This is a genomic window from Oceanitalea stevensii (assembly GCF_014837105.1).
GTDB lineage: Bacteria > Actinomycetota > Actinomycetes > Actinomycetales > Actinomycetaceae > Oceanitalea > Oceanitalea stevensii.
On the sequence record NZ_JACSPO010000001.1, the window covers coordinates 269,769 to 294,787 of the forward strand.

Annotated in this window: 24 protein-coding genes; 11 read left to right on the plus strand and 13 right to left on the minus strand. The window is 73.6% G+C overall.

The genetic code is table 11. The features are described 5' to 3' along the window. The 6 genes from H9624_RS01305 to H9624_RS01330 all read right to left on the minus strand — a co-directional run bounded on the left by H9624_RS01305 (position 1) and on the right by H9624_RS01330 (position 6,037). Complete coding sequence (locus H9624_RS01305) at positions 1-747, minus strand: ABC transporter permease (RefSeq protein ID WP_251838102.1); 747 nt, start codon at positions 745-747, stop codon at positions 1-3. Continuing rightward, positions 744-1,535, minus strand: a complete 792-nt coding sequence (locus H9624_RS01310) for an ABC transporter permease (RefSeq protein WP_251838103.1) — start codon at positions 1,533-1,535, stop codon at positions 744-746. The genes H9624_RS01305 and H9624_RS01310 overlap by 4 nt, the downstream gene beginning before the upstream one ends. Beyond that, positions 1,532-3,004 carry a class I adenylate-forming enzyme family protein gene (locus H9624_RS01315; RefSeq protein WP_251838104.1) on the minus strand — a complete coding sequence of 491 codons (1,473 nt, stop codon included), beginning with the start codon at positions 3,002-3,004 and terminating at the stop codon, positions 1,532-1,534. Before H9624_RS01315 ends, H9624_RS01310 begins: the two co-directional genes overlap by 4 nt. After that, a complete protein-coding gene (locus tag H9624_RS01320; protein WP_251838105.1) occupies positions 3,001-3,432 on the minus strand; it encodes a PaaI family thioesterase in 432 nt (143 codons plus the stop codon). Before H9624_RS01320 ends, H9624_RS01315 begins: the two co-directional genes overlap by 4 nt. After that, positions 3,429-4,457 carry a zinc-binding dehydrogenase gene (locus tag H9624_RS01325; protein WP_251838106.1) on the minus strand — a complete coding sequence of 343 codons (1,029 nt, stop codon included), beginning with the start codon at positions 4,455-4,457 and terminating at the stop codon, positions 3,429-3,431. The genes H9624_RS01320 and H9624_RS01325 overlap by 4 nt, the downstream gene beginning before the upstream one ends. Before the next feature lie 506 nt (positions 4,458-4,963). Further along, on the minus strand, positions 4,964-6,037 hold the full coding sequence (locus H9624_RS01330; protein WP_251838107.1) for an excalibur calcium-binding domain-containing protein: 1,074 nt from the start codon (positions 6,035-6,037) through the stop codon (positions 4,964-4,966). 151 nt (positions 6,038-6,188) lie between these two features. Between H9624_RS01330 and H9624_RS01335 the strand changes: the two genes are divergently transcribed. The 3 genes from H9624_RS01335 (at position 6,189) to H9624_RS01345 (ending at position 9,897) form a co-directional block, all read left to right on the plus strand. Beyond that, positions 6,189-6,995: an arginase family protein gene (locus H9624_RS01335; RefSeq protein ID WP_251838108.1), complete on the plus strand. Its 807-nt coding sequence runs from the start codon at positions 6,189-6,191 to the stop codon at positions 6,993-6,995. A gap of 20 nt (positions 6,996-7,015) precedes the next feature. Further along, positions 7,016-7,549: an acyl-CoA thioesterase gene (locus H9624_RS01340; RefSeq protein WP_251838109.1), complete on the plus strand. Its 534-nt coding sequence runs from the start codon at positions 7,016-7,018 to the stop codon at positions 7,547-7,549. 206 nt (positions 7,550-7,755) lie between these two features. Beyond that, positions 7,756-9,897 (plus strand): DEAD/DEAH box helicase, encoded by a 2,142-nt coding sequence (locus H9624_RS01345; protein WP_251838110.1) that lies wholly within the window; start codon positions 7,756-7,758, stop codon positions 9,895-9,897. Positions 9,898-9,937: 40 nt separating this feature from the next. Here H9624_RS01345 and H9624_RS01350 read toward each other — a convergent pair whose 3' ends face one another. Beyond that, a complete protein-coding gene (locus tag H9624_RS01350; RefSeq protein WP_251838111.1) occupies positions 9,938-12,148 on the minus strand; it encodes a SpoIIE family protein phosphatase in 2,211 nt (736 codons plus the stop codon). Positions 12,149-12,260: 112 nt separating this feature from the next. On the opposite strand from H9624_RS01350, the gene H9624_RS01355 reads away from it, so the two are divergent. Continuing rightward, positions 12,261-12,587, plus strand: coding sequence for a hypothetical protein (locus H9624_RS01355; protein WP_251838112.1), 327 nt, complete (start codon positions 12,261-12,263; stop codon positions 12,585-12,587). A gap of 90 nt (positions 12,588-12,677) precedes the next feature. Here the strand turns inward: H9624_RS01355 and H9624_RS01360 are convergent, their stop codons facing one another. Next, positions 12,678-13,079 carry a four-helix bundle copper-binding protein gene (locus H9624_RS01360; RefSeq protein WP_251838113.1) on the minus strand — a complete coding sequence of 134 codons (402 nt, stop codon included), beginning with the start codon at positions 13,077-13,079 and terminating at the stop codon, positions 12,678-12,680. A gap of 299 nt (positions 13,080-13,378) precedes the next feature. Here H9624_RS01360 and H9624_RS01365 point away from each other — a divergent pair, with 299 nt between their 5' ends. After that, positions 13,379-13,657 carry a hypothetical protein gene (locus tag H9624_RS01365; RefSeq protein ID WP_251838114.1) on the plus strand — a complete coding sequence of 93 codons (279 nt, stop codon included), beginning with the start codon at positions 13,379-13,381 and terminating at the stop codon, positions 13,655-13,657. 16 nt (positions 13,658-13,673) lie between these two features. Here H9624_RS01365 and H9624_RS01370 read toward each other — a convergent pair whose 3' ends face one another. The 4 genes from H9624_RS01370 to H9624_RS01385 all read right to left on the minus strand — a co-directional run bounded on the left by H9624_RS01370 (position 13,674) and on the right by H9624_RS01385 (position 17,733). Then, entirely contained in the window at positions 13,674-14,618 is a 945-nt protein-coding gene (locus tag H9624_RS01370; RefSeq protein ID WP_251838115.1) for a hypothetical protein, read from the minus strand. Positions 14,619-14,721: 103 nt separating this feature from the next. Continuing rightward, complete coding sequence (locus tag H9624_RS01375) at positions 14,722-16,194, minus strand: MDR family MFS transporter (protein WP_251838116.1); 1,473 nt, start codon at positions 16,192-16,194, stop codon at positions 14,722-14,724. A gap of 158 nt (positions 16,195-16,352) precedes the next feature. Then, the gene (locus H9624_RS01380; protein WP_251838117.1) at positions 16,353-16,835 is read right to left on the minus strand and encodes a pyridoxamine 5'-phosphate oxidase family protein; all 483 of its coding nucleotides are present in this window, start codon (positions 16,833-16,835) and stop codon (positions 16,353-16,355) included. 85 nt (positions 16,836-16,920) lie between these two features. Continuing rightward, a complete protein-coding gene (locus tag H9624_RS01385) occupies positions 16,921-17,733 on the minus strand; it encodes an alpha/beta fold hydrolase (RefSeq protein WP_251838118.1) in 813 nt (270 codons plus the stop codon). Between the two features lie 251 nt (positions 17,734-17,984). On the opposite strand from H9624_RS01385, the gene H9624_RS01390 reads away from it, so the two are divergent. Continuing rightward, positions 17,985-19,184 carry an MFS transporter gene (locus H9624_RS01390; RefSeq protein WP_251838119.1) on the plus strand — a complete coding sequence of 400 codons (1,200 nt, stop codon included), beginning with the start codon at positions 17,985-17,987 and terminating at the stop codon, positions 19,182-19,184. A gap of 8 nt (positions 19,185-19,192) precedes the next feature. Here H9624_RS01390 and H9624_RS01395 read toward each other — a convergent pair whose 3' ends face one another. Then, complete coding sequence (locus tag H9624_RS01395) at positions 19,193-20,437, minus strand: globin domain-containing protein (protein ID WP_251838120.1); 1,245 nt, start codon at positions 20,435-20,437, stop codon at positions 19,193-19,195. A 200-nt stretch (positions 20,438-20,637) separates the two neighbouring features. Here H9624_RS01395 and H9624_RS01400 point away from each other — a divergent pair, with 200 nt between their 5' ends. From H9624_RS01400 to H9624_RS01420, 5 genes are all read left to right on the plus strand, one after another. Further along, entirely contained in the window at positions 20,638-21,330 is a 693-nt protein-coding gene (locus tag H9624_RS01400) for a dienelactone hydrolase family protein (protein ID WP_251838121.1), read from the plus strand. A gap of 142 nt (positions 21,331-21,472) precedes the next feature. Continuing rightward, positions 21,473-22,165 carry a hypothetical protein gene (locus H9624_RS01405; RefSeq protein WP_251838122.1) on the plus strand — a complete coding sequence of 231 codons (693 nt, stop codon included), beginning with the start codon at positions 21,473-21,475 and terminating at the stop codon, positions 22,163-22,165. 79 nt (positions 22,166-22,244) lie between these two features. Next, positions 22,245-23,186, plus strand: coding sequence for a phosphoglycerate dehydrogenase (locus H9624_RS01410; RefSeq protein WP_251838123.1), 942 nt, complete (start codon positions 22,245-22,247; stop codon positions 23,184-23,186). A gap of 55 nt (positions 23,187-23,241) precedes the next feature. After that, positions 23,242-23,850: a M15 family metallopeptidase gene (locus tag H9624_RS01415; RefSeq protein ID WP_251838124.1), complete on the plus strand. Its 609-nt coding sequence runs from the start codon at positions 23,242-23,244 to the stop codon at positions 23,848-23,850. Positions 23,851-23,877: 27 nt separating this feature from the next. Then, a complete protein-coding gene (locus H9624_RS01420) occupies positions 23,878-24,945 on the plus strand; it encodes an LLM class flavin-dependent oxidoreductase (protein ID WP_251838125.1) in 1,068 nt (355 codons plus the stop codon). Positions 24,946-25,019 lie beyond the last annotated feature (74 nt).

The following is a 25,019-nucleotide window of genomic DNA, read 5'->3' on the forward strand; positions in this document are numbered from 1 at the left end:
TCAGGCCCGGTGGTAGCGACGGTCGGTGAGGCGCTCGACGGCGCCGAAGAGCAGGTTGAGCACGAGGCCGAGGATCCCCAGCAGGAGGATCGCCCCCCACACGGCCACGATGTTGAAGCTGGTCTGCGCGGTCCACAGGACGAACCCGATGCCGATGCGGCTGCCGGTCATCTCGCTGGTGACGACGAGGATGAGCGCGAGCGGGATCGCGATGCGGATGCCCGCTGCGGCGCGCGGGTAGATCGCCGGGGCCACGACGTGGAGCTGGCGGAACCAGCCGGTGATCCCGAAGCTGCGGGTGGTGTCGAGCAGCGTCGCGGGCAGCTGCCGGCAGCCGTCGATGACGTTGAGGAGGATGGGGAAGAAGCAGCCGAGCGCGATGATGAAGATCTTCATCGACGTCCCCAGCCCGAAGAGCACCATGGCGAAGGGGATGAGTGCGGTGGCGGGGATCGCGCGGACGAACTCGAAGGTCGGGGCGACCGCCCGGTCCAGCCACCGCACCTGGCCCACGAGCATGCCGAGCCCGATCCCGAGGACGACGGCGACGGAGAGTCCGACGGCGAGGTTGCGGACGCTGTCGAGGAGGTGCTCGGTGCCGGCCCCGCCGAGCCAGTACTCGAGGAGGTTGTCCAGCACCTGCGGCAGCGGCGGGTAGTAGGGGTTGGTCGAGCCGGCCGACGTCGCCCACCACACGGCGAGGGCGAGCACCGCGCCGAGGAGCCCGAGCAGGGTGCGGCGGTTCATCGGCGGGCCCCCTGCCAGCCGACGACCCGCCTGGCCAGCACGGTGAGGACCGTGTTGATCGCCAGGCCGACGATGCCGATGACGACGACGTAGGCGTACATCCGGGTGAGGTCACCGGCGCTGCGGGCGAGGTTGAGCCCCTGGCCCAGGCCCGGCACGCCGCCGAGGAGGATCTCGCTGGTCACCGTGATGATGAGGGCGGTCGCCGAGGCGATCCGCACGCCGGTCACCAGCCCGGGCACCATCGCGGGCAGCGTGAGCCAGCGGACCGTCTGCAGCCGGGAGAGGTTGTACGCGCGGGCGGTGTCGCGGGCCACCGGGTCGACGGCGCCGGTCGCGTAGATCGCGGCGACGAGCATCTGCCACACGGCGGCGTAGGCGGCGAGGAAGACCGCGCCGTCGCGGGCGCCGCCGATGGTGAGGACGACGAGCGGGATGAGCGCGATCGAGGGGATGGGGCGGAGGAACTCGACGACGGGCGTGAGGAGCCACTGGACCCAGCGTACGCTGCCGAGCAGCATGCCGACGACCGTCCCGAGCACGACCGCGATCCCCAGCGAGACCGCCCACCCGACGAGCGTGCTGCCGATGTCGGCCCACAGCGCCGGGCCGGCGAGGAGCCGGCCGAGGGCGGCGAGCACCTCGGTGGGCGGCGGGGCGTAGCTGCGGGGCAGGACGTCGGTGACGGAGAGCATCTGGAGGAGGGCGAGCAGGCCGACGACGACCGCCGCCGGCAGGGCCACGGCCTGCAGCCGCGACTCGCGGCGCGCCGTCGTCACGGCCGTCACGGGGCCCCCAGGAGCCGGACGGCGCGGGCGGCGAGGCCGTCGCGGTCGGCCTTGTTCGTGCTCGAGAGCGGGATGTCCTCCAGCACCCAGACCCGGCGCGGGTGGGCGAAGGGCTCGAGGTGCTCGAGGACGTGCGCCTTGAGCTCCTGCTCGCCGGCCTGCGTGCCGGGCCGGAGGGTGACGAAGGCGACGGGCTTGGCGCCCTTGACGTCGTCGGGGACGGGCACGACGACGGCCTGGTCGACGGCGGGGTGGGACTCGAGGACCTGCTCGACCGAGCGCGGGAAGACGTTCTCGCCGCCGGAGGTGAACATGTCGTCCTCGCGGCCGGCGAAGAAGTAGAAGCCGTTCTCGTCGACGCGGAAGACGTCGCGGGTGTGGTGGAAGCCGTCGGGGGTGACGGGCACGGCGACGTCGGGCCGGTTGTGGTAGCCGGTGAGCAGCGCCGGGTTGCGGATCTCGAGCACGCCGCGGCCCTCGACGGGCCGCCCGGCGCCGTCGACGAGCCGCAGCTCGACGGCGGGGTTCGCGACCCCGACCGAGCCGTCGGGCGTGGGCAGCCCGCCCGGGTGCGGGGCGAAGACGACGGGCCCGGACTCCGTGGTGCCGTAGCCGAAGGCGATCTCGGCGTTGGGGAAGGTCGCCCGGAGCTGGTCGAAGAGCGCCGGGGCCGCGGGCGCGGAGCCCATGTAGATGCCGCGGACGGAGGAGAGGTCGCGGCCCTCGAGCAGCTCGGGCCGCTGGAGGAGCATGGCGAACATCGGCGGCACGCCGCTCAGCTCGGTGACGCGGTGGGAGGTGAGCGCGTCGACGAACAGGCCGGGCCGGAACCCCGGCAGGAGGACGATCGTCGCCCCGGAGGCGAGCGAGCGCTGGGAGTTCGTCAGCGCGTTCATGTGGTAGAGCGGGGCGGAGATGAGCACGCGCGTGCTGCCCGGCTCCACCGTCCGCGCCGTCTGGTCGATGACCCACAGGTGGCTCGCCTGGGAGAGCAGCACGCCCTTGGGGCGGCCGGTCGAGCCCGAGGTGTAGAGGATCATCGCCGTGTCACCCGGCTCGGGCACCACGCTGGTGAAGGACGACGGCGGGGCGGGGGTCCCGAGGTCGAGGATCGGGACGTCGGTGGTGACCAGGTCCCGCGTGTGGTCGTCGACGAGGAGCAGCGTCACCGCCGCGTCCTCGAGGACGTAGCCGAGGGTCTCGGCCGGCATCTTGTGACTGACCGGGACCGGCACGCCGCCGGCGCGCTGGACCGCGTAGAAGGCGACGAGCCACTCGGGGGAGTTGTGGGCGAGGATCCCCACGGTCTGGCCGGGCCGGAGGAGGGCGTGCAGCTGCGCGGCCCGGGACTGGACCGCGGCCTCGAGCTCGCCGTAGGTGAGGGTCGTGCTGCCCTCGTCGGTCACCCCGATGACCGCCGGGGTGTCGGGGCGGTCGCCGATGATCCGGTCGCCCTGGTTGCGACTCATGAGCGCGGTCCCTCCGTCGTCGTGCTCGGCGCGAAGCTCGCGTAGGTCCCGCGGCCCACGGCCACCTGTTTGCCGGCGCCGTCGAGCACCTCGGCCTCCGCGACGGTGAGCGAGCGGCCGAGCTTGACGGGCCGGGCGACGACGAGGAGGTCGCCCGGCGCGGCCGCCCGCAGGAAGTGGGTGGTGAAGTCGATGGTCGGCGCGGGGGTGCCCTGGCTCGCGACGAGCGCCCAGTCCGCGGCGAGGTCGAGCAGGGCGGCGAGGATGCCACCGTGGGTGACCCGTGCGGTGGTGCCGTTCTCCCACTCCTCGCGCCAGGTGGCGCTCAGCCGCAGCTCCTCCGGGCTCACCGAGACCACGCGCAGCCCGAGCCACCGGTGGAAGGGGGAGGTGAGGATGCGCTCCTCGAGCTCGGCCGCGGTGATCACTCCCCGCTCCAGGGGGTGACGACGACCTTGCCGAGGACCTCGCGGTCGCGGACCTTGCGCAGCCCCTCGACGGCCTGGGACAGCGGCAGGACGTCGCTGACCGGCGGGTCGATCGTGCCGGCCGCCACCATGGCGAGCAGGGCCTCGAAGTCCTCGGTGCCGAAACCGTTGGAGCCGATGATCTGCAGCTCGAAGGACCAGATGTAGCGCAGGTCCTCGACGGGGTCGAAGCCGGCCGTCGCGCCGCACACGAGGATGCGCCCGCCGAGCTTCGTGCTGCGCAGCGTCGGGTGCCAGGTGTCCCCGCCGGTGAAGTTGATGACGACGTCCATGCCGGTCTCGTCGCTCCACCGGGCCGGCTTGCCGTAGTGCTCCTTGACCCACTGGTAGAAGTCGACCTCGCGGTAGTTGAGCACCTCGTCCGCGCCGATCTCGAGCAGCCGCTGGGCCTTCTCGTCGGAGCCGGCCGCCGCGACGACGTGCGCGCCGAGCTGCTTGGCGAGCACGATCGACGCGGTCCCCACGCCGCCGGAGGCACCCAGGACGAGGACCTTGTCCCCGGCGTGGATGGCGCCCTTGCCGACGACCATGCGGTGTGCCGTCCCGTACGCGACGGGCAGCGCCGCGGCCTGGACGTCGGTGACGCCGTCGGGGATCGCGATGAGCTGGGTCGCCTCGACGAGGCTGTACTCGGCCATTCCGCCGTCGCGCTGCTCACCCATGAGCTTCCCGGCGGAGTCGAGCGGGTGGACGAGCACGCGGTCGCCGGGCCGCCAGCCCGTCACGTCGTCGGCCACCTCCTCGACGACGCCGACGACGTCGAGGCCGATGACCACGGGCAGCGGCAGCCGGATCCCCGGCATCCCGGTGACCGTGAAGATGTCGTGGTAGTTGAACGAGCTCGCGGTGACACGGACGACGACGTGCCCGGCCACGAGCTGGGGGCGGGGGTAGTCGTCCTCGAGGCGGAGCGCGTCGAGCTCCCCGTGCTCACGGAGCACGAGGGCACGCATCGTCTGGGTCAAGGCCGGGGTCCTTCCTGAAGGCTGCTGCTGCACACGTCGGACGTGAGAGAGGGCGACAGAGAGGTCGGCAGGCGGTCGTCTGGGCGGCCGGGTGCCGTGTCGCCTAGGACCGACAGATCATCGTGTGCACCCGCGCGAGGTCGATGTGCCTCCGCGAGGTCAGGTGCAGTCGGTACATGTCCACCATGGTCCCACAGCGTCCGAGCCGCGACAGCGCCGGGTCCAGGCGACGAGACGGTGGCCCGGGCGGCTGCTCGCTGTCCGGGCACGTCGTCGGGCTGGGGTCGGTCATGCTCCGTGCGACGGTACCGGTCGTGACGGCCGCCCTGGCGGGGTGCCCGCGGTCATCGTCAGGCTGCGCCGCAGCTCACGGACCGCATCCGGGAATGCGGCGGCGGGGTCCGTGGTTGGAGCAGGTGACCGGCCCGGTTTCACACCCCCGGGCTCCAACACGAGCCGCTTTGAGCGGCCACTCGCCGTGAGGCGGTTGGCCGGGCCGGTCGCCACTACTCGCAGCCCACGCCGTCACCGTCGCGGTCGAGGTGGCTGCCGTAGCCGGGCTGGCCCACGCGGACCGGTGCGGCGCCGGCGTTGCGGGCCGCCGTGCAGTTCTCGTAGTAGGCGCTCCCGCCGGATCCCGACGACGTCTCCTCGGCCTCCGCGGCGCGCTCGGCCGCCTCCTCGGCGCGGGCGGCCTCCTCGGCCTCCCGCGCCGCCTCCTCGGCAGCCGCGCGCTCGGCCTCCTCCTCGGCTGCTCGGCGCTCCGCCTCCTCGGCCGCGCGCCGCTCGGCCTCCTCGCGCGCGACGCGCTCCTCCTCGGCGGCGCGCTCGGTCGCGATCGTCTCCTCGACGGCGACGACGCGCGCGTTCCACTCCTCGACGTCCTCGCGCAGCGTCCAGTGCTCACCGGTGTAGGCGACGAGCGGGAAGGCCGTGTCGTCGCCGTCGAGCAGCGTGAGGAGGGCGGCGCCCGTGGCGGCGGCAGCGGCCGCCTCGGCGGACCAGCCGTCGAGCTCGGCGATCGTGCCGGCCCCGACGGCGGCCTCCAGCTCCGTCACCTGCTCCCCGTAGGCGAGCACCTGGGCGGGCACGGTGCACCCGACGGTCTCGGAGGACAGGCCCAGGCCCTCGACCTCGGCGGCCCGCTGGGCGGTGAGGACCGCGTCGTAGAAGCGCCGGTTGGGCTCCTGGACGACGGCGACGCCCAGTCCGGTCCGCGCGATCTCCTCGTTGACGAGCGAGCCCTCCTCGAGGACGCCGGCGAGCAGGTGGCCGGCGTCGTCGTGACGCTCCTCGTCGAGCTCGAGGTCCACCTCGGTCCCGGCCGGGAGCCGCTCGGTGAGGAAGGCGGTGGCCTCGTCGCGCAGGCACTCCTCGGGGGTGGCGACGTTGAGGAGGCGCACCCGCTGCTCCTCGCCGTCGACGACGACGTCGATCGTCTCGCCGTCCACGACGGCCGCGACCGTCGTCACCGTCTCCGGGCTGCCGGCCACGGCGGCGCCGCCGGCGAGGAGGAGGGCCGCCGTGACGACGCCGATGCCGACCTTGTGGTCGCGGAGGAACGTGAGGGCGTCGGACATGGCGGCCTTCCGGGAGGGGCGCGGCGGGCACCGGTCGTGCGGCCGCATCACCCGCACGATCGGCGGCGTGGGCGGTGAGATGAGGAGTCACCGGCGAGCCGCTCGGACCTACCCTGCAGGCGTCCCCGCCGCCGTCCGCAGGAGCGCCCACGTGATCGATCTCGTCGTGTCCCAGGGCCGGGTCGCCGACCGTACCGCCGGTGCCATCCCCGGCGCCCTGCTCACCGCCGAGGCCCTCGCCGAGCGGACCGGCCGCGCGCTCCGGGTGGTCGGGGAGCCGTCGGCGGCACTCACCGACGACTGGAGCGAGGCGCTGCCCGCCGCGGCCGCCACGCTCACCGGCCTGCGGGACGCGGTCGCGGAGAGCCTCGCGGCAGGACGCACCCCGGTCATGGTGGCCAACACCTGCGCGGCCAGCCTGGCCACGCTGCCCCTCGTCGCGCGGCACCACCCGGGCGCCGTCGTCCTGTGGATCGACGCGCACGGCGACTTCAACACCCCGGCCACGACGTGGTCCGGGTACCTCGGCGGCATGGTCGTCGCGGCGGGGTGCGGGCTGTGGGACAGCGGCCACGGCGCCGGGCTCGACCCCCGCAACGTCGTCATCGTCGGTGGCCGCGACATCGACGACGCCGAGCAGGAGCTCCTCGACGCGCACGGGGTGCGGGTGCTGGACCCCGGGGCGAGCACGCCCGAGCGGGTGAGCGAGGTGGTCGGGGACCGCGAGGTGTGGATCCACATCGACTGGGACGTCCTGGAGCCGGGCCCGGTCCCCGCCGCCTACCGGGTGCCCGGCGGCCTGCTCCCCGCACAGGTCGGCGCGATCCTCGGGGCGCTGCGGCCCGAGCAGGTCGCCGGCCTGGAGATCGCCGAGCTCGAGGCGACGGGCACACCGGCGGACGCGAGCGCCGTCGCCACGATCCTCGCGACCGTGGAGCCGCTGATCAGCGCCCTGTGAGTCATGTGTAGCGTGCGGGCATGTCCCGCCAGCTCCACCTGCTCCTGGCCACCGCCAAGCCGCGCCGCTCCATCGGCCTCGACGTCCTCGCGCCGTCGACCACCACCCTGCGGGTGCTGCCCACCGACCTGGACCTCTACCTCCACGTCAACAACGGCACCTACCTGCAGATGATGGACGTGGCCCGCAGCAACTACATCGCCGACCTCGGCGGCTTCCCGCGCCTGAACGAGAAGCGCTGGTACCCGGTCGTCGCGGCGTCGACGATGACCTACCGCCGCTCCCTGCGGCTGGGGGACCGGGTGGAGATCGCCACGCGCGTCGTCGGCTGGGACGAGCGGGTCGTCTACCTCGAGCAGGTCTTCACCCGGCGCGGTGAGCGCTGCGCACGCGGCGTCGTCGCCGGGCGCTTCCTCACCCGCGGCTCGGGGGAGCGGGTGCCCGCGCCGCAGGTCGTCGCGCACCTCGCCGGGGCCGAGCTCGCCTCGCCGGAGATCCCCGACGACGTGCTGCGCTGGGCGCGCGCCGTCGACGTCGCCCACCGCGGCGCGTGACATCGCCCACGCCGAATGGACGCGGCACGGCCGGGGTGCAGGGGTAGGGTGAAGGCGTCGCGGTGGTCAGCCGACCGGGTTGTTCCGGTGGTGGACCTGCTGCAGCGAGACTCTCGGCGAGACTGGACCATCTGACGTCCGTCGCCCCGGGTGCTGCGTGCGGGCCTCCCGCCGCGATGTGTGTCGTCACTCCGGAGGAGGAGTCAGTGGCTCGAGGAGCCCAGCGCCCGTCGGGCGCTCGCCGTACTGCCCCGCGCAGCACGCAGAAGCGCAAGCACCAGGACAACAGCGGGATCATCCCGGTGCTCGCCCGCGCCGTCCGCGAGGTCGAGGGTGCGGTCAAGCGCGAACGGGTGGTCCCCTCCACTCGCACGAAGTTCCAGGCCATCGCGCTGCTCGTACGCGAGGAACGTGCCCGCCTCAAGGCGGACACGACGCTCAACGAGGCCCGCCGCGGCGAGGAGCTCAAGCGCCTCGACGGCATCGCCACCATCCTCGCCGTCACCGCCGCCCGCGACCCGCGCCTCCTCGCCCTCATCGCCGACGAGGCCGTCGTCTCGCCCGAGGCCCGCGAGCTGCGCCGCGAGATGCTCCTCGAGGCCGGCTTCGACGTCCCCGAGGAGGAGGAGCCCGAGGCCGCGGAGGCCCGCGAGCCCTCCGCCGTCGAGCAGCGCCAGGTCGTCCCGCAGGCCGTCATCTCCCGCCAGATGTCCAACCCCTTCCTCGAGCCGGACTACGACGCCGTGCGCAAGCCGCCGGCCCGTCCGCGCCGGCTCGCCGGCTGGGAGCTCATCGAGCCGCTGCTGCGCTCCTTCGAGTACGGCGGCGAGGCCGCGTGCATGACGCTGCCCCCGCCGAACGGCACCCGCGTGCCGCCCGGGCTCAAGCTCATGCCCCACCAGTCCCGCCTCGTCGAGGCCGCCGCCGAGGGCCACCGCACCTTCCTGCTCGCCGACGAGCCGGGCCTGGGCAAGACCGCGCAGGCGCTCCTCGCCGCGCAGGCCGCCGACGCCTACCCGCTCCTCGTCGTCGTGCCCAACGTCGTCAAGACGAACTGGGCACGCGAGGCGGAGCGCTGGACGCCCGCCCACCGCGCCACGGTCGTCCACGGCGACGGCGAGGACATCGACGCCTTCGCCGACATCATCGTCATCAACTACGAGATCCTCGAGCGGCACGTCGGCTGGCTCGGGAGCCTCGAGCTCGGCGTGCGCGGGATGGTCGTCGACGAGGCGCACTTCATCAAGAACAAGAAGTCTCAGCGCTCCCAGCACGTCCTGGGCCTGTCCGCGCAGCTGCGCTCGCGCCCGTGGGCCCCGCTCCTCATGGCGCTCACCGGCACCCCGCTCATCAACGACATCGAGGACTTCACCGCGATCTGGCAGTTCCTCGGCTGGATCGACGAGGAGAAGCCGCTCGGGGACCTCATGGAGGCGCTCGAGGAGACCGGCCTGGTGCCCTCGGACCGCGGCTTCTACGCCGCCGCCCGCAGCGCCGTCATCGAGCAGGGCATCGTGCGGCGCCGCAAGATCGACGTCGCCGCCGACCTGCCGGCCCGTCGCATCGCCGACGTCTTCGTCGAGCTCGACGACGCCGCGGGCCGCTCGATCCGCGACGCCGAGCGGGCCCTGGCCCGCCGTCTCGTCACCCGGTACCAGAAGGCGCTGGAGGTGCGGCACGGGGAGAACGTCGTCGAGGGCATCGACCACGAGCTCGTCCGGCAGGTCGCCGTGTGGGAGACGACGAAGACCTCGGAGAAGAAGTCCGAGGACAACGTCTTCACGATGATGCGCAAGCTCGGTTCGGCCAAGGGCGGGGCCGCGGCCGACTACGCCGCCCAGCTGGCGCGCAACGTCGGCAAGGTCGTGTTCTTCGCCAAGCACATCGACGTCATGGACGCCGCGGAGGAGCTCTTCACCCAGCGCGGCATCCGCTTCGCCTCGATCCGCGGGGACCAGACCTCCACCGCCCGGCAGCGCAACATCGACGCGTTCACGAACGACCCCGAGGTCTCGGTCGCGGTGTGCTCGCTCACCGCGGCGGGCGTGGGACTCAACCTCCAGGTGGCGTCCAACCTCGTGCTCGCCGAGCTCTCGTGGACCGACGCCGAGCAGACCCAGGCGATCGACCGCGTCCACCGCATCGGCCAGCCCGAGCCGGTGACCGCGTGGCGGATCATCGCCGCCCAGACCCTCGACACCCGCATCGCCGAGCTCATCGGCTCCAAGGCGGGCCTCGCGGCCCGGGCCCTGGACGGCTCGGACGAGGAGGTCGTCGCGGACGTCCAGGTGGAGATGCTCGTCGCGCTGCTCACCGACGCGCTGACCCCCGCCCCGGCCACCGTCTGACCCGGGCCGCCGGCCGGGGGAGACCCGGCCGGCCGGCCGGTCAGGTGCGGCGCAGGACGACGGCGGTCGCGTCGTCGTCGGAGTGCGGGTCGCGGACGGCGGTGATGAGCGCGTCGAGGTCCCCGGCGACCGGCCCGCTGAAGGCGTGGCGCAGCCGCTCCAGCCCCTCGGGCAGGGGCTGCCCGCGCCGCTCGACGAGGCCGTCGGTGAACAGCACGATGCCGCCGCCGTGCGGGATGTCGACGACCTCGGTGGCCGGTTCCCCCCGGCCGTAGCCGATGGGCAGGGCGCCGGGGTCGGTGTGCCAGGCGGCGCTGCCGTCCGCGCCCAGGAGGAGCGGGGGCAGGTGCCCGGCGCGCACGTACTCCATCCGGCCCGTCACGGTGTCGACGACGGCGAGGAGCAGCGTGGCCATCTCCCCGGCCATCGTCCGCTTGGCGAGCGTGTCGAGGCCGAGCGTGGCAGCGGCCGCGGAGCTCTCGCGGACGAGCAGCGCCCGCAGCCCGTTGCGCATCTGCCCCATGACCGAGGCAGCCGGCATGCCGTGCCCCGCGACGTCCCCGACGGCGATCGCGAGCCGGCCGTCCGGCAGGCACAGGGCGTCGTACCAGTCACCGCCCACGCGTCCGCCGTCGCCCGGCGCGTAGCGCGCGTCGATCGACCAGCCCGCGGCGCGGGGGAGGCTGGTGGGCAGCGAGGAGCGGTGGAGGATCTCGGCGGCGCGGCTGTCGGCCAGGCCGCGCAGGTAGAGCGCCTCGACGGCGTGGCGCCGCAGCAGGGTGGCGGTGTCGACCTGGTCCTCGGTCCACGGCAGGCTCGAGCCGCGCACGACCTCGCGCCACCGCTCGAAGGACTTGCGCGGGGACAGTCGGACCTCGTCGCCCTCGAGGCGGGCGATGGCCTTGTTGTGCGGGTCGCCGCCCCAGTCGACGGCGGTCGCGACCTCGCGGCGCAGCCAGACGATCGCGTCGCCGTCGGCGAGGTTGACGACGAGGGCGCCCGCGTACGGGCTGCCGGGCACCGCGCCGCCGAGGGAGTCGGTGGCGACGAGCTCCTCGCCGGTGCCGGCGGCCCAGCGGAGCAGCGCCTCGGCGTCGTCGGGCTCGATCCCGACCCGGGCGGTGCGGCCCTGGGCCCGCACGACCACGCCGTCGGCCGCCATGAGCGACAGGAGGGCGGGCTGCTGGACGAGCGCCTCGGTGAGCGGCAGGTCCTCGTCGCGGCTCGCCGCGACGAGGCCCGCGAGGTCGCGCGCCACCCGCCGGGCGGCGGTGATCCGGTCCTCCTCGACCTGGGCGATGAGGCGCAGGGAGAGGACCGAGCCGAGGAACTCCGCGGCGGCACGGGCCCCGTAGGAGGGGGCGTGCGGGCCGGAGTAGTGGTGGCAGGCGATGAGCCCCCACAGCGTGCCGTCCTTGAGGAGGGAGATCGACATCGAGGCCGTCACGCCCATGTTCTGGAGGTACTCGACGTGGATCGGGGACACCGAGCGCAGCGTCGCGTAGGTGAGGTCGAGGGCGGCGCCGGTGACGGGGTTGAGCTGGGGCACCAGCGGGCTGGGGGTGTAGCCGATGTCCGAGATGAGCCGGATCCAGTTGAGCTCGTACAGCGCCCGCGCCTGGGCCGGGATGTCCGTGGCCGGGTAGTGCAGGCCGTGGAAGGCGTTGAGGTCCGGGCGCTTGGCCTCGGCGACGACCTCGCCGTTGTAGTCGGCGTCGAAGCGGTAGACCATGACGCGGTCGAAGCCGGTGAGGTCGCGGACCTCACGGGCGGCGACGTCGTAGAGCTCCGCGAGGGAGCGGGCCCGGTTGAGCTCGCCCAGGCTCCCGCGGACGAGCTGGAAGGTGTTGGCGTAGGCGAGCGGCCGCGGCCCCTCCGCCGGCTCGAGCTCGAGGACGAGCAGCTGCTCCGCGCCGGGCGGGTGGTGGACGATCGCGTCCCAGGCACCGCCGTCGGGCAGGTGGACGAGCACGGGGTTGCGGTCGCGCACGTCGCCGGGCAGGCGGACATGGGCGGCGACGACGGCGGCCGCGCTCGCGCCGACGACCTCCTCCAGGGTCCGCCCGACGACGTCGTCAACCTCGCGGGCGAGGAGCTCTGCGGTGCTCGCCGAGGCCTGGACGACGACACCGTCGTGGAGGGCGAGAAGGACACCGCGCGGCTGGACGGACCCGGGCACGTGGATCGGCTCCCGCGCGCAGTTGTCGAGGTCGACGGGGACGTCCGCGGCCAGCGTCAGGTCATCAGTCATGCAGGTCTCTCTCCTCACGGCGTGAGCCCTCAGTCTGCCAGGGCAAAGCCCTCACGCTGACGGCCCGCGCCCCCCACACTGGGTCCACGCTCGGACCCGCGGAAGGGGAGACATGGACGAGGAGCTGCAGGAGACGCCCGTCGTGGCGGTCGAGGTGGACCGGCGGCCGGAGCCGTGCGCGAACTACCTCGTGGGAGGCCTGTCCGTCACGCTCGTCGGCCTCGGGGCCCTCGTGTACGGCTTGTACGTGTACGCCGGCCTCGACGGCATGCCGGGACATGTCGGTCTGCTGGTGCTGGGAGCGATCATCACGGTGACCGGGGTGTCGCTGCTCCTTGCCGGCATCTCCCGCGCCGCCGTGGCCCTGGACTACCTCGTCGACGCCCGGCGGCCGACGACCCTGTTCCGCGACGACCCCGGCCTCACCGCCGAGCGCTGACACCCCGCCGCCGCGCCGCACGGCCGCGAGTCGACGTTCTCGCCTGCCCGCCTCGCGCGGCCGAGCCGACGTTCTCCTTCGACGCCCGTCTCAGCCGATCGCGGCGAGGAGCTCGGAGCAGGCCTGCTCGCAGGCGCGGCACGCCTCGGCGCAGATCCGGCAGTGCTCGTGGTGGTCGGCGTGGGAGGCGCACTCGTCGCCGCACGTGCGGCACACCTGGATGCACGCCTGGAGAAGAGCGCGGGTGACGTCGGCGTTGTACGCGGTCTGCCGGGACAGTACCCGCGCGGTGGTGTCGCAGAGGTCGGCGCAGTCGAGGTCGGTGCGGATGCAGGCACGCATCTCGGCGACCATCTCCTCGCTCAGGCACGCGTCCGCGCAAGCGGTGCACGTCTGCGCGCAGGCGACGAGCGCGTCGATCGTGCGCGCCAGGAGCTCGGGGTCGACGCCCGTCCGGGCAGGTGAGCTGGCGATCATCTCGGCGGTCCTCATCGCGTCCTCCTGTGGTCGGGTCGGGGAGCGCGGGGGTCGCGCGCCCGTTCCTCGACGCTACAAACCACTCCGGTCGGCCGCACCTGCGCGCTACGGTCGAGCTCCACGGCCGCAGCCGGCGGCACGCTGGAGGGTTAGCGATGGTGCGCAGCAGTCGGAGGCTTGCGGGGTGTCTCGTGCTGGTCGCGATCTCGGTCGCGGCGTGTGCCGAGGACACGGTGGTGTCGGGCGCGCCCGCGTGCGAGGCCCCGAGCCTGCGAGTGGAGCCCGCAGCGGTGGCCCGCGGCGAGGAGCTGACCTTGAGCGGGACCGCGTTCATGGACGGCTGTGCGGACAACTGCAGCGTGGACGAGGACACAGGGCACCAGTCGTGCGAGGCGGCGTCGCCCTACCGCGGCATCACGGTCGAGCTCCTTCCCGACGACGGTGAGCCCGTGGAGCTCACCCGGGTCGACGCGGACGAGGACGGCGCCTTCACCGTCGCGGTCACCGTGCCGGCCGACGCGCCCGAGGGCCGGGCGTCGGTCACCACGGACGTCGTCTCCGGTGAGCCCGTCGAGGTGACGATCCGCCCGTGACGCTCCCGGCGTACGGTCACCCCCGGGCGGCCTCCATCTCCTCGATCACCGCGGGAAGGACCGTGATGAGGACCGGGGAGGCGTAGAAGGTGTCGCCCTCACGGGTGACGATGCCGATGTCCTCGAGGGCGAGGAGGTCGTCCCGGACGGCGAGCCGCAGGTCCTCGTAGTCGTCCTGCTCGTCAGTGGCCTCGGGGACGGGCAGCCCGTCCGGGGCGACGGCGGACATGAGCGCCATCGCGGTGAGCGGAGGCGCGATCGCCGCGGAGACACCGTCCTGCTCCTCGAAGAATGCGCCCAGGGTCGTGGCGTAGAGGATGCGGCCGGCGACGACCCGCTCCTCGGGGGCGGCGTCCGGCCACGCCCAGGGCGCGACTCCGGCCGCGGGGACGAGCCGACCGTCACGGAGGGCGAGGAACCCGCCGCCGACCAGGCCCGCGACGAGCGCGCTGACCGGCGGGGCGTCCCACGTGGTCTCGACGTCGGCCCCGGCGTCGCAGCCGAAGTGCCCGAGCAGCTCGAGCGTCGTCGCCCGCCCGAAGCCCTCGTCCGGGTCGAACGGGTGCGCGGGTCCGACGGCGCGCATGAGGATGTCGGCCCGCCGCATGAGCGGCGCGTCGACGAAGAGGGCGTGCTCGTCGACGTCGGCGAGCACGGCCTCCATCGTCTCCTCGTCCGGCATCCGGTCGAGGAACGGCGGCAGGAGGACGTCGTCGTCGAGGTCGTCGTCCTCCTCGACGTCCTCCCGCCAGAGGCCGTCACTAATCATCACGCGCTCCTCCAGCGGCAGGGCGTTGTACATCTCCATGTACGCCGCCAGCTGAGCCGGGTCCGAGACGTCCACACCCTGCTCCACCGCGTAGTCGACGACGTTCGCCCCCAGCGTCTCCCCGGCGGGCGGTCGGCGGTGCTCCGGGCGTCGCGCGGCCGGCTTACGAGGGCGGCGCTTCTTCTTCGGCATGCCCCTCAGTGTGGCAGCCGCCACCGACACCAGCGGAGCAAGCGTCGCGGAGGAATCCGGCTGTCGGCGAGGGGGAGGGGGAGGGGGGCGCGGGCGGGAGCCCTCAGTGGGCCGCGGTGGCGGGGACCTCGTTCGCCGGCTTCCTCACGAGGAAGGAGAACGCGACGGCGACGACGGCCAGTGCCGCGCCGCAGAGGAACGCGTCGTGGATGCCCCCGGCCTGCGCCTCGACCGCGCCCAGGCCCTCGGTGACGCCCGCCGCGGTGCGCGTGGTCATCACGGTGATGAACAGCGCCGTGCCGGCGCCGCCGGCGAGCTGCTGGAGGGTGTTGAGGATGGCGCTGCCGTGCGAGTACAGCGCCGGCTGCACCGAGCCGAGCGCCGAGGTCATGAGCGGGGTCATGAGGAATCCGAGGCCCACGCTGAGGAGCACGTGGATCCCCACGACGTGCCAGGTGGCGCTGGTCGCGGAGAGCAGGGTCATGAGGCTCAGCGCGGTCGCGACGATGACGGAGCCCGGGATGACGAGCGGGCGCGGCCCGATGCGGTCGTAGAGCCGGCCCACGAGCGGGGCGATGAGGCCCATGGTGAGCCCGCCCGGCAGGAGGACGAGCCCGGTCTGCAGCGTCGTCAGCCCCATGACGTTCTGGAGGAACATCGGCAGCAGGATGAGCGTGCCGAACAGTGCGCCCATCGAGATGAGCATCATGAGGAGGCTGACGGTGAAGGTGCGCGAGCGGAAGGGACGCAGGTCGAGCAGGGCGGCGTCCTGTCGCTGCAGGCCGAGCTGGCGCCGCGTGAACAGTGCGAGGGACACCGCGCCGATGACGAGCGGGACCGCCGGGGAGACCGCCGCCCCGCCCTCGGTGGCCTCACCGATGCTGCTCAGCCCGTAGATGAGTCCGCCGAAGGCGGCGGCGGAGAGCACGATCGACAGGACGTCGACGGGGACGGCCCGCGGCGTCGTGATGTTCTTGACGAGCGAGCCACCGACGACGAGCGCGATCGCCGCGACCGGCAGCACCGTGAGGAACATCCAGCGCCAGCCGAGGTTGGCGAGGATGAAGCCGGAGAACGTCGGCCCGACGGCGGGCGCGACGGCGATGACGATCGAGATGAGGCCCATCGTCCGGCCGCGGCGGGAGACCGGCACGAAGGTGAGCACGGTGGTGATGAGCAGCGGCAGCATGACGGCGGTGCCGCTGGCCTGGACGACGCGCGCGGCGACGAGCACCGGGAACACCGGGGCGACGGCGGCGAGCGCGGTGCCCGCGGTGAAGGTGCCCATCGCGGCGAGGAAGACCGAGCGGGTGGAGAAGCGCGTGAGGATGAGGCCGGTCGTCGGGATGACGACGGCCATGGTGAGCATGAACGCCGTCGTCAGCCACTGCGCGGTGGCCGCCGTGACGGTGAACTCCTCCATGAGCCGCGGGATGGCCACGCTCATGACCGTCTCGTTGAGGATCATGACGAAGGAGGCGACGAGCAGGATCCCGATGACGAGCTTGATCTGCCCGGGGATCGTGTCCTCCGCCTCGGTGATGGTGGCGGGGGTGGTGCGCTCGTCGACGCTCATGGGCAGCTCCTGGGACGTGGTTCGGACGTACGCGGTCCCACGGCGCACGGTCGCTCCCGCGGGGGCAACCTCGCGCACCGGCGGCCGAGTCTATGTCGAACAAGCGAGTGGGACGGAGCCTTTATTCCGTGCTCCGTCCCACGCGGCCCAGGCTGGTGTCAGTCGAGCTGGACGGTGCCGGAGTCCCCGCCGTCGTAGCGCTCACCGGCGACCTTGGACTTGATCATGCTGTAGAGCTGGACGACCTTGCCGCCGGGGGTGTCCCAGTACTGGGCGGCGTGGGTGTCCACCTTGAGCAGGACGACGCCGGGAGTGTCGGGGCCGTCGGGGAACCACGCCTCGACGAAGCTGTTCCACAGCTCCTCGGACTTCGCACGGTCGCGGACGACGGACGCGTTCCCGGTGACCGAGACCCACGAGTCGCCGGAGCTGAAGGAGACGTTGACCGCCGGGTTGGCGGCCACCTCGGAGACGGCGTCGGAGCGGTCGTCGGCGAAGAACCACAGGTCGCCGTCGAACTCGACCTCCTGCAGGCCCATCGGCCGGCTCACCAGCCGCCCGTCGGCGTCGACCGTCGTGAGCATGGCGATGCGAGCGTCCTTCATGAGCTCGGCGACCTTCTTGATTCCCTCGTCAGTCATGTGTCCTCCTCGTGGGCAGCCGGCCCTCACGGCCGGGACCTTCCCACCGAAACACGCGCTGCCGGGCCGCGCGACCGGAGGTGGGCTACGCCGTCGTGAGGTGCTCGCGCACCGCCGCGGCGACGGCGTCCGGGTCCAGCCGGTGGTCGGCGCCCGCCACCACACGGTGCCGGCCGCCGGGGAAGGCCTCCCCGACGGCGACGGCGGAGGCACGGAGCATCGGCCACGTCCCCTCCCCGTGGAGGGCCAGGACGGGCACGTCGACCGGCCCGAAGGCGGCCACCTCCGGGTAGCGACGCGACAGCGCGGTGTCGTAGACGGTGCTGGCCGCCAGCGCCTCGCGCTCCGCCCAGTCCGGCAGCCGGCGCATCTGCGCCACCACCTCGGCGGGCAGCCCGACGGCGGCGGTGAGGAACAGGGCGGCGGCGTCGCCCCGCCGGCCCTCGCCGATGAGGGCGTGGAGCTGCTCGGGCAGGTCGGGCGGCGCGGACAGCGGGAAGCCCGGGGTGGCGAGCGGCGGCTCGAAGACGACGACCCGCGCCACGGGCAGGCCCGTCGCCGCGGCGGCGAGCGCGAGCAGCCCGCCGGAGGAGGAGCCGATGACGCTCACGCCGCTCCCGCCGTCGTCGTCCGCCTCACCGAGCGCCGCCTCCACCACCGCGGCCAGGTCCGCCAGCTCCCGCTCGACGGCGCCCTCGACGCCGGGGGAGCTGTCCCCGCTGTGCCCGCGCGAGCGCCGGTCGTAGACGGTGGTCCGGAGGTCGCCCGCCAGCGCGAGGGCCAGCGGCAGCGCGGAGGAGTGCTCGCTCAGCGCCCCGTTGACGACGACGGCGGGCGGCCCCTCGCCGACGCTCCGGCAGGCGATCGCCGTCCCGTCCTGCGACGTCACGTGGTCCACGGGGCTCCCCTTCCTCGAGGCAGCCGCCCGGCACGGCCGGCTGCCGTGGTCGGGGCACAGCCTGCCACCGGCCCGTCCGCGACGGAAGGGGTGACGCATCACTCGTCTCACGGGCCCGGTCCGGGCGGCGGTGCGGGGGCCCGCGCTCGTAGTGTTGACAGCGAGCCGTCACGCCGTCGGCCGCGTGCCCGTCCGCCGCGGCCGCGTGCCCTCCCGGCCGGCTCTCTTCCGCGTCACCGAGGAGTCTGCCTGTGCCCATCGCCATCCTCGCCCTCGCGCTCGGCACCTTCGGGATCGGCACCACCGAGTTCGTCATCATGGGGATGCTGCCGATCGTCGGTGCGGACCTGGGCGTGGACGTCCCGACCGCGGGGCAGTACGTGTCCTCCTACGCGATCGGCGTCGTCGTCGGTGCGCCGCTCCTCACCGCGCTGACCGTGCGCCTGGCCCGCCGCTGGACCCTGGTCGGCCTGCTCGTCCTCTTCACGCTCGGCAACCTGCTGTCCGCGCTCGCCCCCACGCACGAGGCGCTGCTCGCCACGCGCTTCCTCACCGGGCTGCCGCACGGCGCGTTCTTCGGGGTCGGGGTGCTCGTCGCGGCCTCGCTCGTCGCCCCGGGCCGCCGCGGCCGGGCGATGGCCACGGTGGTGCTCGGCCTCACGGTCGCCAACGTCGTCGGCGTCCCGGCGGGCACCTTCATCGCCCAGCAGCTCGGGTGGCGCTGGACCTTCGCCGCGATCGCGCTCGTCGGGGTCGTCGCGACGGTCGCCGTCGGCGTCCTCGCCCCGCGCGGGGAACGGGACACGACCGCCGCCGGCTCGCTGCGCGCGGAGCTCGCCGCCTTCGCCCGCCCGCAGGTGCTCCTCACGCTCGCCGTCGTCATCTTCGGGCTGGGCGGCCTGTTCGCCAGCTACAGCTACGTGACGCCGATGCTCACCGACGTCGCGGGGCTCGCGGAGTCCTCGGTGCCGTGGGTGCTCGTCCTCGTGGGCGTCGGCATGACGGCCGGCTCCTTCCTCGGCGGGCGCATGTCCGACCGCAGCACCCTCGCGACCCTCGCCGGCGGTCTCGTCGTCGTCATCGCTGTGCTCCTCGCCCTCACCGCGTTCCTCGACAGCCCGGCCGTCGCCGTCGTGCTCCTCGTCCTCCTCGGCTTCGGCAGCCTCGCCCTCGGCCCGGCGATCCAGATGCGGATCGTCGAGCAGGCCGGGGGTGCGCCGACCATGGTCTCCGCCGGCGTGCAGTCCGCCTTCAACATCGCCAACACGATCGGCGCGTGGCTGGGCGGCGCCGTCATCGCCGCCGGTGCGGGCCTGCGTGCCCCCAACCTCGTCGGTGCGGCGCTGGCCGTCGTCGGCCTGGTCATCCTCGGCGCCTCCGCGCTCCTCGAGCTGCGGCAGCGCCGGACGACGACGACGGCGCAGCCCGAGCCGGTCCCGGCCGCGGCGTAGCGCTCGCCTCAGGCGGGCAGCAGCCAGTCGTTGGGGGCGAAGAGCTCGTAGTGCACCCGTGCCGGGGGCACGTGGGCCTTGTCGAGCTGGTCCCGCACCGCCTGGAGGAAGCCGCTGGGGCCGCAGACGAGGATCTCGGCCTCGGGGTCGAGCGTGACGGCGCCGAGGTCCATGAACCCGGTCCGCGCCCCGGGGGCGGTGCCCTGCTCGAACCACGTGTGCAGCTCGGCGCGGGCCAGCCGGCCCACCACCGCGCGCAGCTCGTCGACGAGAGCGGCGTCGTCGGCGTCGCGGTCGGCGTGCAGCAGGGTGACCGGCCGGTCGGCCTCCCGGTCGGCGAGGTGGTGGAGGATCCCGAGCATCGGGGTGAGGCCGATGCCCGCCGACACGAGGACGACCGGCCCGCTGCCGGCCTGCTCGACCGTGAGGTCGCCGAAGGGCAGCGTCACCTGGAGGTCGTCACCGGCGTGCAGGTTCGCGTGCAGCCACGTGGAGACCTCGCCGGCCGGGTCGCCGGCGGTGGGGGCGACGCGCTTGACGGTGATCCGCCACCGCCCGGTGCCGGTGGGACCGGACAGGCTGTACTGACGCAGCTGGCGGGCGCCGTCGGGCAGGGGCACGCCGACGGAGACGTACTGCCCAGGCACGAAGTCCGGGAGCGGTCGGCCGGTGTCGGGCGAGGCGAGCACGAAGGAGGCGACGTCGGTGGACTCCTCGACGCGCTCGACCACCCGCGCGGTGCGGAAGACGTCACCGGGCGCGACGCCGGCGCCCGCGTAGAGGTCCTCCTCGAAGGCGATGAGCGTGCGCGCCATGATCCAGTAGACCGAGTCCCACGCGGCGGCGACCTCGGCCGTGACGACGTCGTCGCCCAGCACCTCGACGATCGCCGCGAAGAGGTGCTCGTGGACCACCTGGTACTGCTCCGGCGTGATGCCGAGGGAGGCGTGCTTGTGCCCGATCCGCTCGAGGAGCTCGCGCGGGCTGGGGGAGTCGGGGGTGACGAGGAGGGTGGCGACGGTGGCGACCGAGGCCGCGAGCGCCTTCTGCTGGGCGCCCTGGGCCTGGTTGCCGCGGTTGAAGGTGTCGCGCAGCAGCTCCGGGTGGGCGGCGAACATCCGGCGGTAGAACGTCGGGGCGATGTCACCGATCCTGCTGCCCACCAGCGGCAGGGTGGCCGTGACGACGGCCTCGTGCTCCGGGCTCAGGCGCTCCTCGACGGTGGCGGTCGGGATCTCGAGCTGTGCGGTCATGGTGTCCCCTCGTGTCGTGTCCGTGGCGACAGCGAGAGGCGGTGCGGCCGGCAGCCCCCCGGTGCCTCCCCGACCCTAGGGACGTGCGTGCGTGCCCGAGCCGGGACCAAGGTCCTCGCACGCCGGCGGGGCGGCGCCCGTCGATAGGGTGGTGACGCGGCCGGCGCAGGCCGCGGTGTCGACCCAGGGGAGTGACCGGCATGACCGCAGCGACCACCACCGTCCGCGTCCCCGACGGCGACATGCCCGCCCACCTGTGGCTCCCGCCGTCGGGAACCGGGCCGGGTCTTGTGCTGCTGCAGGAGATCTTCGGGGTGTCGGGGTACATCCGCTCGCGCGCCGCGGACCTGGCCGCGCTCGGGTACGTCGTGCTGGCGCCGGAGCTGTACTGGCGCGCGGAGGGGAGCGTCGACGAGTCGAGCGAGGAGTTCCTCGAGCAGGGCATGGCGCTGGCGGCGCAGCTGGACTGGGAGACGACCGTGGCCGACGCCGCCGCCTCGGTGGGGGCGTTACGCTCGCGGCCGGAGGTGGCCGGCGGCGTGGGGGTGCTCGGCTTCTGCTTCGGCGGGGGCGTGGCCTTCAACGTGGCGGCCGTGACGGACGTCGACGTGCTCGTCGCCTACTACGGCTCCGCGCTGCCGCAGCTGCTCGGCCTCGCGGGCAGCGTGAGCGCGCCGAGCCTGCACCACTTCGGCACCGCCGACGCCTACATCCCGATGGTGACGGTCGAGGAGATCCGCACGGCGGTCGCCGGGCCCGAGGTCGAGCTCCACCTGCACGACGGCGCGGGCCACGCCTTCGACAACCCGAACCCGCTGTTCCACCACGAGCGGGCGAGTGCGGACGCCTGGCGGCTCACGACCGAGTTCCTCGCCCGGCGCCTGCCCGTCTGAGCCTCGCACCTGACTGCTCCACAGAGCGGCCTGGTGTCCTGGCCTCGCGGCGGCCTGTGGAGGGCGGCCGCACCGGCCATCGACCGCGAGCGATCCTCGGTGTGGCACCGCAGCCGCGGGCCGGGACCGAGGGGAGAGACCCATGGCAGAGACGCCGATGGAGGAGATGGAGCCGTGGGAGCGCGACGTCGGGTTTGCCCTCGAGGAGCCGGTGACGGTGTGGCCGCGGCGCCCTGCGCCCGCGCGTGAGCAACCGCCGAACGCGGGGCAGCCGTGGACGGACGCGGAGTACGAGGAGATCCTCGCCGCCGCCCGGGAGGGCGTCACCGACATGGACCACGTCGCCACGCGGCTCGGGCGCTCGCGGAACCCGACGCTGATGAAGGCGAGACGGCTGCTGCCACCGGCCGAGCGCTCGGCCCCGCCGGACCGCGTCATGCGGATGCTGCGCGAGCACCTCGAGGAGCCGGACTACGACTGGGAGCGGGTCACCCTGGAGGAGCTGCCGCCGCGGCCGGTCATCAACCCGCCCGCGCTCACGGGGATCGCGGGGGTGGACCGGGAGGACCTCGTGCGGATCTGCTACGCCCTGGCGCTCGCTGGCGGCGTGGCGGGTGAGGACCTCATGTCGCGGGTGACGCGAGAGGTGCTCAAGCGCGGGCTGACGTTCGCGCTCATCGAGCTGCGGGTGGACCGGCTGCTGCACCTGGGGGCGGAGGTCACGTGGGACGAGGCCCGTGCCGACGCCGGTCGCTGGGTCAACACCGTCCTGTCGCCGGTCGCGCCCGAGTGGCCCTACCTGGAGGAGGAGCACGTCGTGCCGCCCTACTGGTGAGCGGCGGCTGCGGCGGGGCGCTGCGCCGTCGTCCATGATGGACCGAGCCCCCGCCCGACCGACCGACGGAGCCCTCGCCGTGAAGATCCTCCTGCCCGACTCGCTGCCGCTGGACCCGACGCTGCCCGACGGCGTCGACGCGGTCACGTACGACGCGTCGCGTCCCGTGCCGCCCGAGCACCGTGACGCGGAGGCGCTGGTCGTGTGGGGCGGCTCGCGGGAGCACCTGGCGGAGGTTGCGGGGGAGATGCCCAACCTGCGCTGGGTGCAGTCTTTGGCTGCCGGGCCGGACTCGGTGCTCGCCGCGGGTTTCCCCGACGACGTCGTCATCACCTCGGGTGCCGGGCTGCACAGCCCGACGGTCACCGAGCACGCGCTCGCGCTGGTCCTCGCGCTGCTGCGGCGTCTGCCGCAGGCGGCGGAGGCCCAGGCCGCGCACCGGTGGGACCGCCGCATCGGCGGGGTCCAGCCGCTGCACCCGGAGGGCGCGGTCACCACGCTCATCGGGGCGCGGGTGCTCGTGTGGGGCTTCGGCAACATCGGGCAGACCCTGGCACCGGTGCTGAAGTCGCTCGGCGCGACGGTGCGCGGCGTGGCGAGGAGCGCGGGGGAGCGGGCCGGCTTCGAGGTGGTCGCCGAGGAGGACGTCGAGGCGGAGCTGGCGCGGACGGACGTGCTCGTCATGATCCTGCCGTCCACGCCGGCGACGGACAAGGCACTCGACGCGCGGCGGTTCGCCGCGCTGCCGGAGCACGCCTACGTCGTCAACGTCGGGCGCGGCTCCACCGTCGACGAGGACGCCCTGCTCACCGCCCTCACCGACGGGTCGATCGCCGGCGCCGCACTGGACGTCACCGCCGTCGAGCCACTGCCCGAGGACTCGCCGCTGTGGGACGCACCGAACCTCGTCATCACCCCGCACGGGGCGGGTGGCCGGCCGGTGGGTGCCGACGAGCTCGTCACCCACAACCTGCGCGCGCTCGTCGAGGGCCGGGAGCTGCGCAACGTCGTCGAGCGGTAGTGCCTCAACCTTCCGCTCGGCCTGCCGATAGATCGGAGGACGAGGGGAGACAGGTATGGACGGGGTGCTCTCGATCACCCAGCGGATCGCGGGGATCCAGGCGCAGCTGACGGCACTGTCGACGCCGCCACCGGCGACCGTGGACACCTCCGGCATCTTCGACCGGCTCTTCTCGCAGGCGGCCGGGGAGTTCGCGCCGGTCACCGCAGCCGCGGCCCCTGCTGTCGCCGCTCCGACCGGTGTGCTCAACGCCCAGGGCGTGCCCGCCGACCTCGCGATGTACGACAACGGCAAGATCCCGGCGCAGGCGCTGGCCCCGATCGGCACGACCGGTCACAGCATGTGGGCACCCGCGGCGGCGAACTTCGAGAAGCTCCTCGCGGACGCCAAGGCCGACGGCGTGGACATCGGCATCAACGACTCCTACCGCACCTACGAGCGGCAGGTCGAGCTCGTCGACCGCCTCGGGCTCTACAACGACGGCGGGCTGGCCGCGGTCCCGGGCACGAGCAACCACGGCTGGGGCCGGGCGGTGGACCTCCACCTCAACGGCGAGGCCCTCACCTGGATGCGCGCCAACGGTGAGAAGTACGGCTTCGTCGAGGACACCCCCCGTGAGACCTGGCACTGGGCCTTCTACCCCGACCGGGTGCAGTCCCCGTAGCCCCGGGCGATCGCCTACCGTGGCCGGATGAGCGTCACACCCGATCTGCAGCCCGTCCTGCCCCCGCACGAGGTCCGACTGGGCCTGGACACCTTCGGCGACATGACCGTCGACGAGGACGGTCGTCCGCGCACCTTCGGCCAGGTGCTGCGCGAGGTGGTGGAGCAGGGCATGCTCGCCGACGAGGTGGGAGTGGACGCCATCGGCCTCGGTGAGCACCACCGGGACGACTTCGCCATCTCCGCGCCCGAGATCGTGCTCGGCGCGATCGCCTCGCGGACGAGCCGGATCCTGCTCGGCACCGCCGTGACGGTGCTCAGCTCCGACGACCCCGTCCGCGTCTACGAGAAGATGGCGACCCTCGACGGCGTCTCCGGCGGTCGCGCCGAGGTCACCCTGGGCCGCGGCTCCTTCACCGAGTCCTTCCCGCTGTTCGGGCTCAACCTCTCCGACTACGAGCGGCTCTTCTCCGAGAAGCTCGACCTCTTCGCGCTGCTGCGCAGTGAGGAGCCGGTCAGCTGGGAGGGGACCCTGCGCGGTCCGCTGCGTGACGCCCAGGTGTACCCGAAGACCGAGGCCGGGACGCTGCGGACGTGGATCGGCGTGGGTGGGTCGCCGGAGTCGGTGGTCCGCGCGGCGCGGTACGGCTTCCCGATGATGCTCGCCATCATCGGTGGGGAGCCCTCGCGCTTCGCGCCCTTCGCCGACCTCTACCGCCGGGCGCTGACGGAGCTGGGCCGGCCCGAGCTCCCCGTGGGCGTGCACGCGCCCGGCTTCGTCGCCGCGACCGACGAGGAGGCCCGCGAGCTGATGTTCCCGCACTTCAAGGCGAACCGTGACCGCATCGGCGCCGAGCGTGGCTGGGGGCCCACCACCCGTATGCAGTTCGACATGGAGGTGGAGAACGGGGCCGTGTTCGCCGGCTCGCCCGAGACCGTCGCCCAGAAGATCGCCAAGACCGTGCGCCAGCTCGGGCTCAGCCGCTTCGACCTCAAGTACAGCAACGGACCGATGCCCCACCGCCACAGCCTCGAGGCGATCCGGCTGTACGGCACCGAGGTGATCCCGCGGGTGCGGGAGCTGCTCGCGGGCTGAGGGATCGCGGGGGCTCGTCGCTCGCCGCCACGCGTCGCGCGTCGCGTGTCGCGCGTCGCCACTCGCTGGCGCTC

What these genes read in the sequence shown, in the direction of transcription:
- H9624_RS01355 (WP_251838112.1), top strand. Translation starts at nt 12,261, where the DNA reads ATGGACGAGGAGCTGCAGGAGACGCCCGTCGTGGCGGTCGAGGTGGAC.
- H9624_RS01315 (WP_251838104.1), bottom strand. Translation starts at nt 3,004, where the DNA reads ATGAGTCGCAACCAGGGCGACCGGATCATCGGCGACCGCCCCGACACC.
- H9624_RS01360 (WP_251838113.1), bottom strand. Translation starts at nt 13,079, where the DNA reads ATGAGGACCGCCGAGATGATCGCCAGCTCACCTGCCCGGACGGGCGTC.
- H9624_RS01400 (WP_251838121.1), top strand. Translation starts at nt 20,638, where the DNA reads ATGACCGCAGCGACCACCACCGTCCGCGTCCCCGACGGCGACATGCCC.
- H9624_RS01405 (WP_251838122.1), top strand. Translation starts at nt 21,473, where the DNA reads ATGGCAGAGACGCCGATGGAGGAGATGGAGCCGTGGGAGCGCGACGTC.
- H9624_RS01375 (WP_251838116.1), bottom strand. Translation starts at nt 16,194, where the DNA reads ATGAGCGTCGACGAGCGCACCACCCCCGCCACCATCACCGAGGCGGAG.
- H9624_RS01415 (WP_251838124.1), top strand. Translation starts at nt 23,242, where the DNA reads ATGGACGGGGTGCTCTCGATCACCCAGCGGATCGCGGGGATCCAGGCG.
- H9624_RS01420 (WP_251838125.1), top strand. Translation starts at nt 23,878, where the DNA reads ATGAGCGTCACACCCGATCTGCAGCCCGTCCTGCCCCCGCACGAGGTC.
- H9624_RS01330 (WP_251838107.1), bottom strand. Translation starts at nt 6,037, where the DNA reads ATGTCCGACGCCCTCACGTTCCTCCGCGACCACAAGGTCGGCATCGGC.
- H9624_RS01395 (WP_251838120.1), bottom strand. Translation starts at nt 20,437, where the DNA reads ATGACCGCACAGCTCGAGATCCCGACCGCCACCGTCGAGGAGCGCCTG.
- H9624_RS01350 (WP_251838111.1), bottom strand. Translation starts at nt 12,148, where the DNA reads ATGACTGATGACCTGACGCTGGCCGCGGACGTCCCCGTCGACCTCGAC.
- H9624_RS01370 (WP_251838115.1), bottom strand. Translation starts at nt 14,618, where the DNA reads ATGCCGAAGAAGAAGCGCCGCCCTCGTAAGCCGGCCGCGCGACGCCCG.
- H9624_RS01380 (WP_251838117.1), bottom strand. Translation starts at nt 16,835, where the DNA reads ATGACTGACGAGGGAATCAAGAAGGTCGCCGAGCTCATGAAGGACGCT.
- H9624_RS01305 (WP_251838102.1), bottom strand. Translation starts at nt 747, where the DNA reads ATGAACCGCCGCACCCTGCTCGGGCTCCTCGGCGCGGTGCTCGCCCTC.
- H9624_RS01340 (WP_251838109.1), top strand. Translation starts at nt 7,016, where the DNA reads ATGTCCCGCCAGCTCCACCTGCTCCTGGCCACCGCCAAGCCGCGCCGC.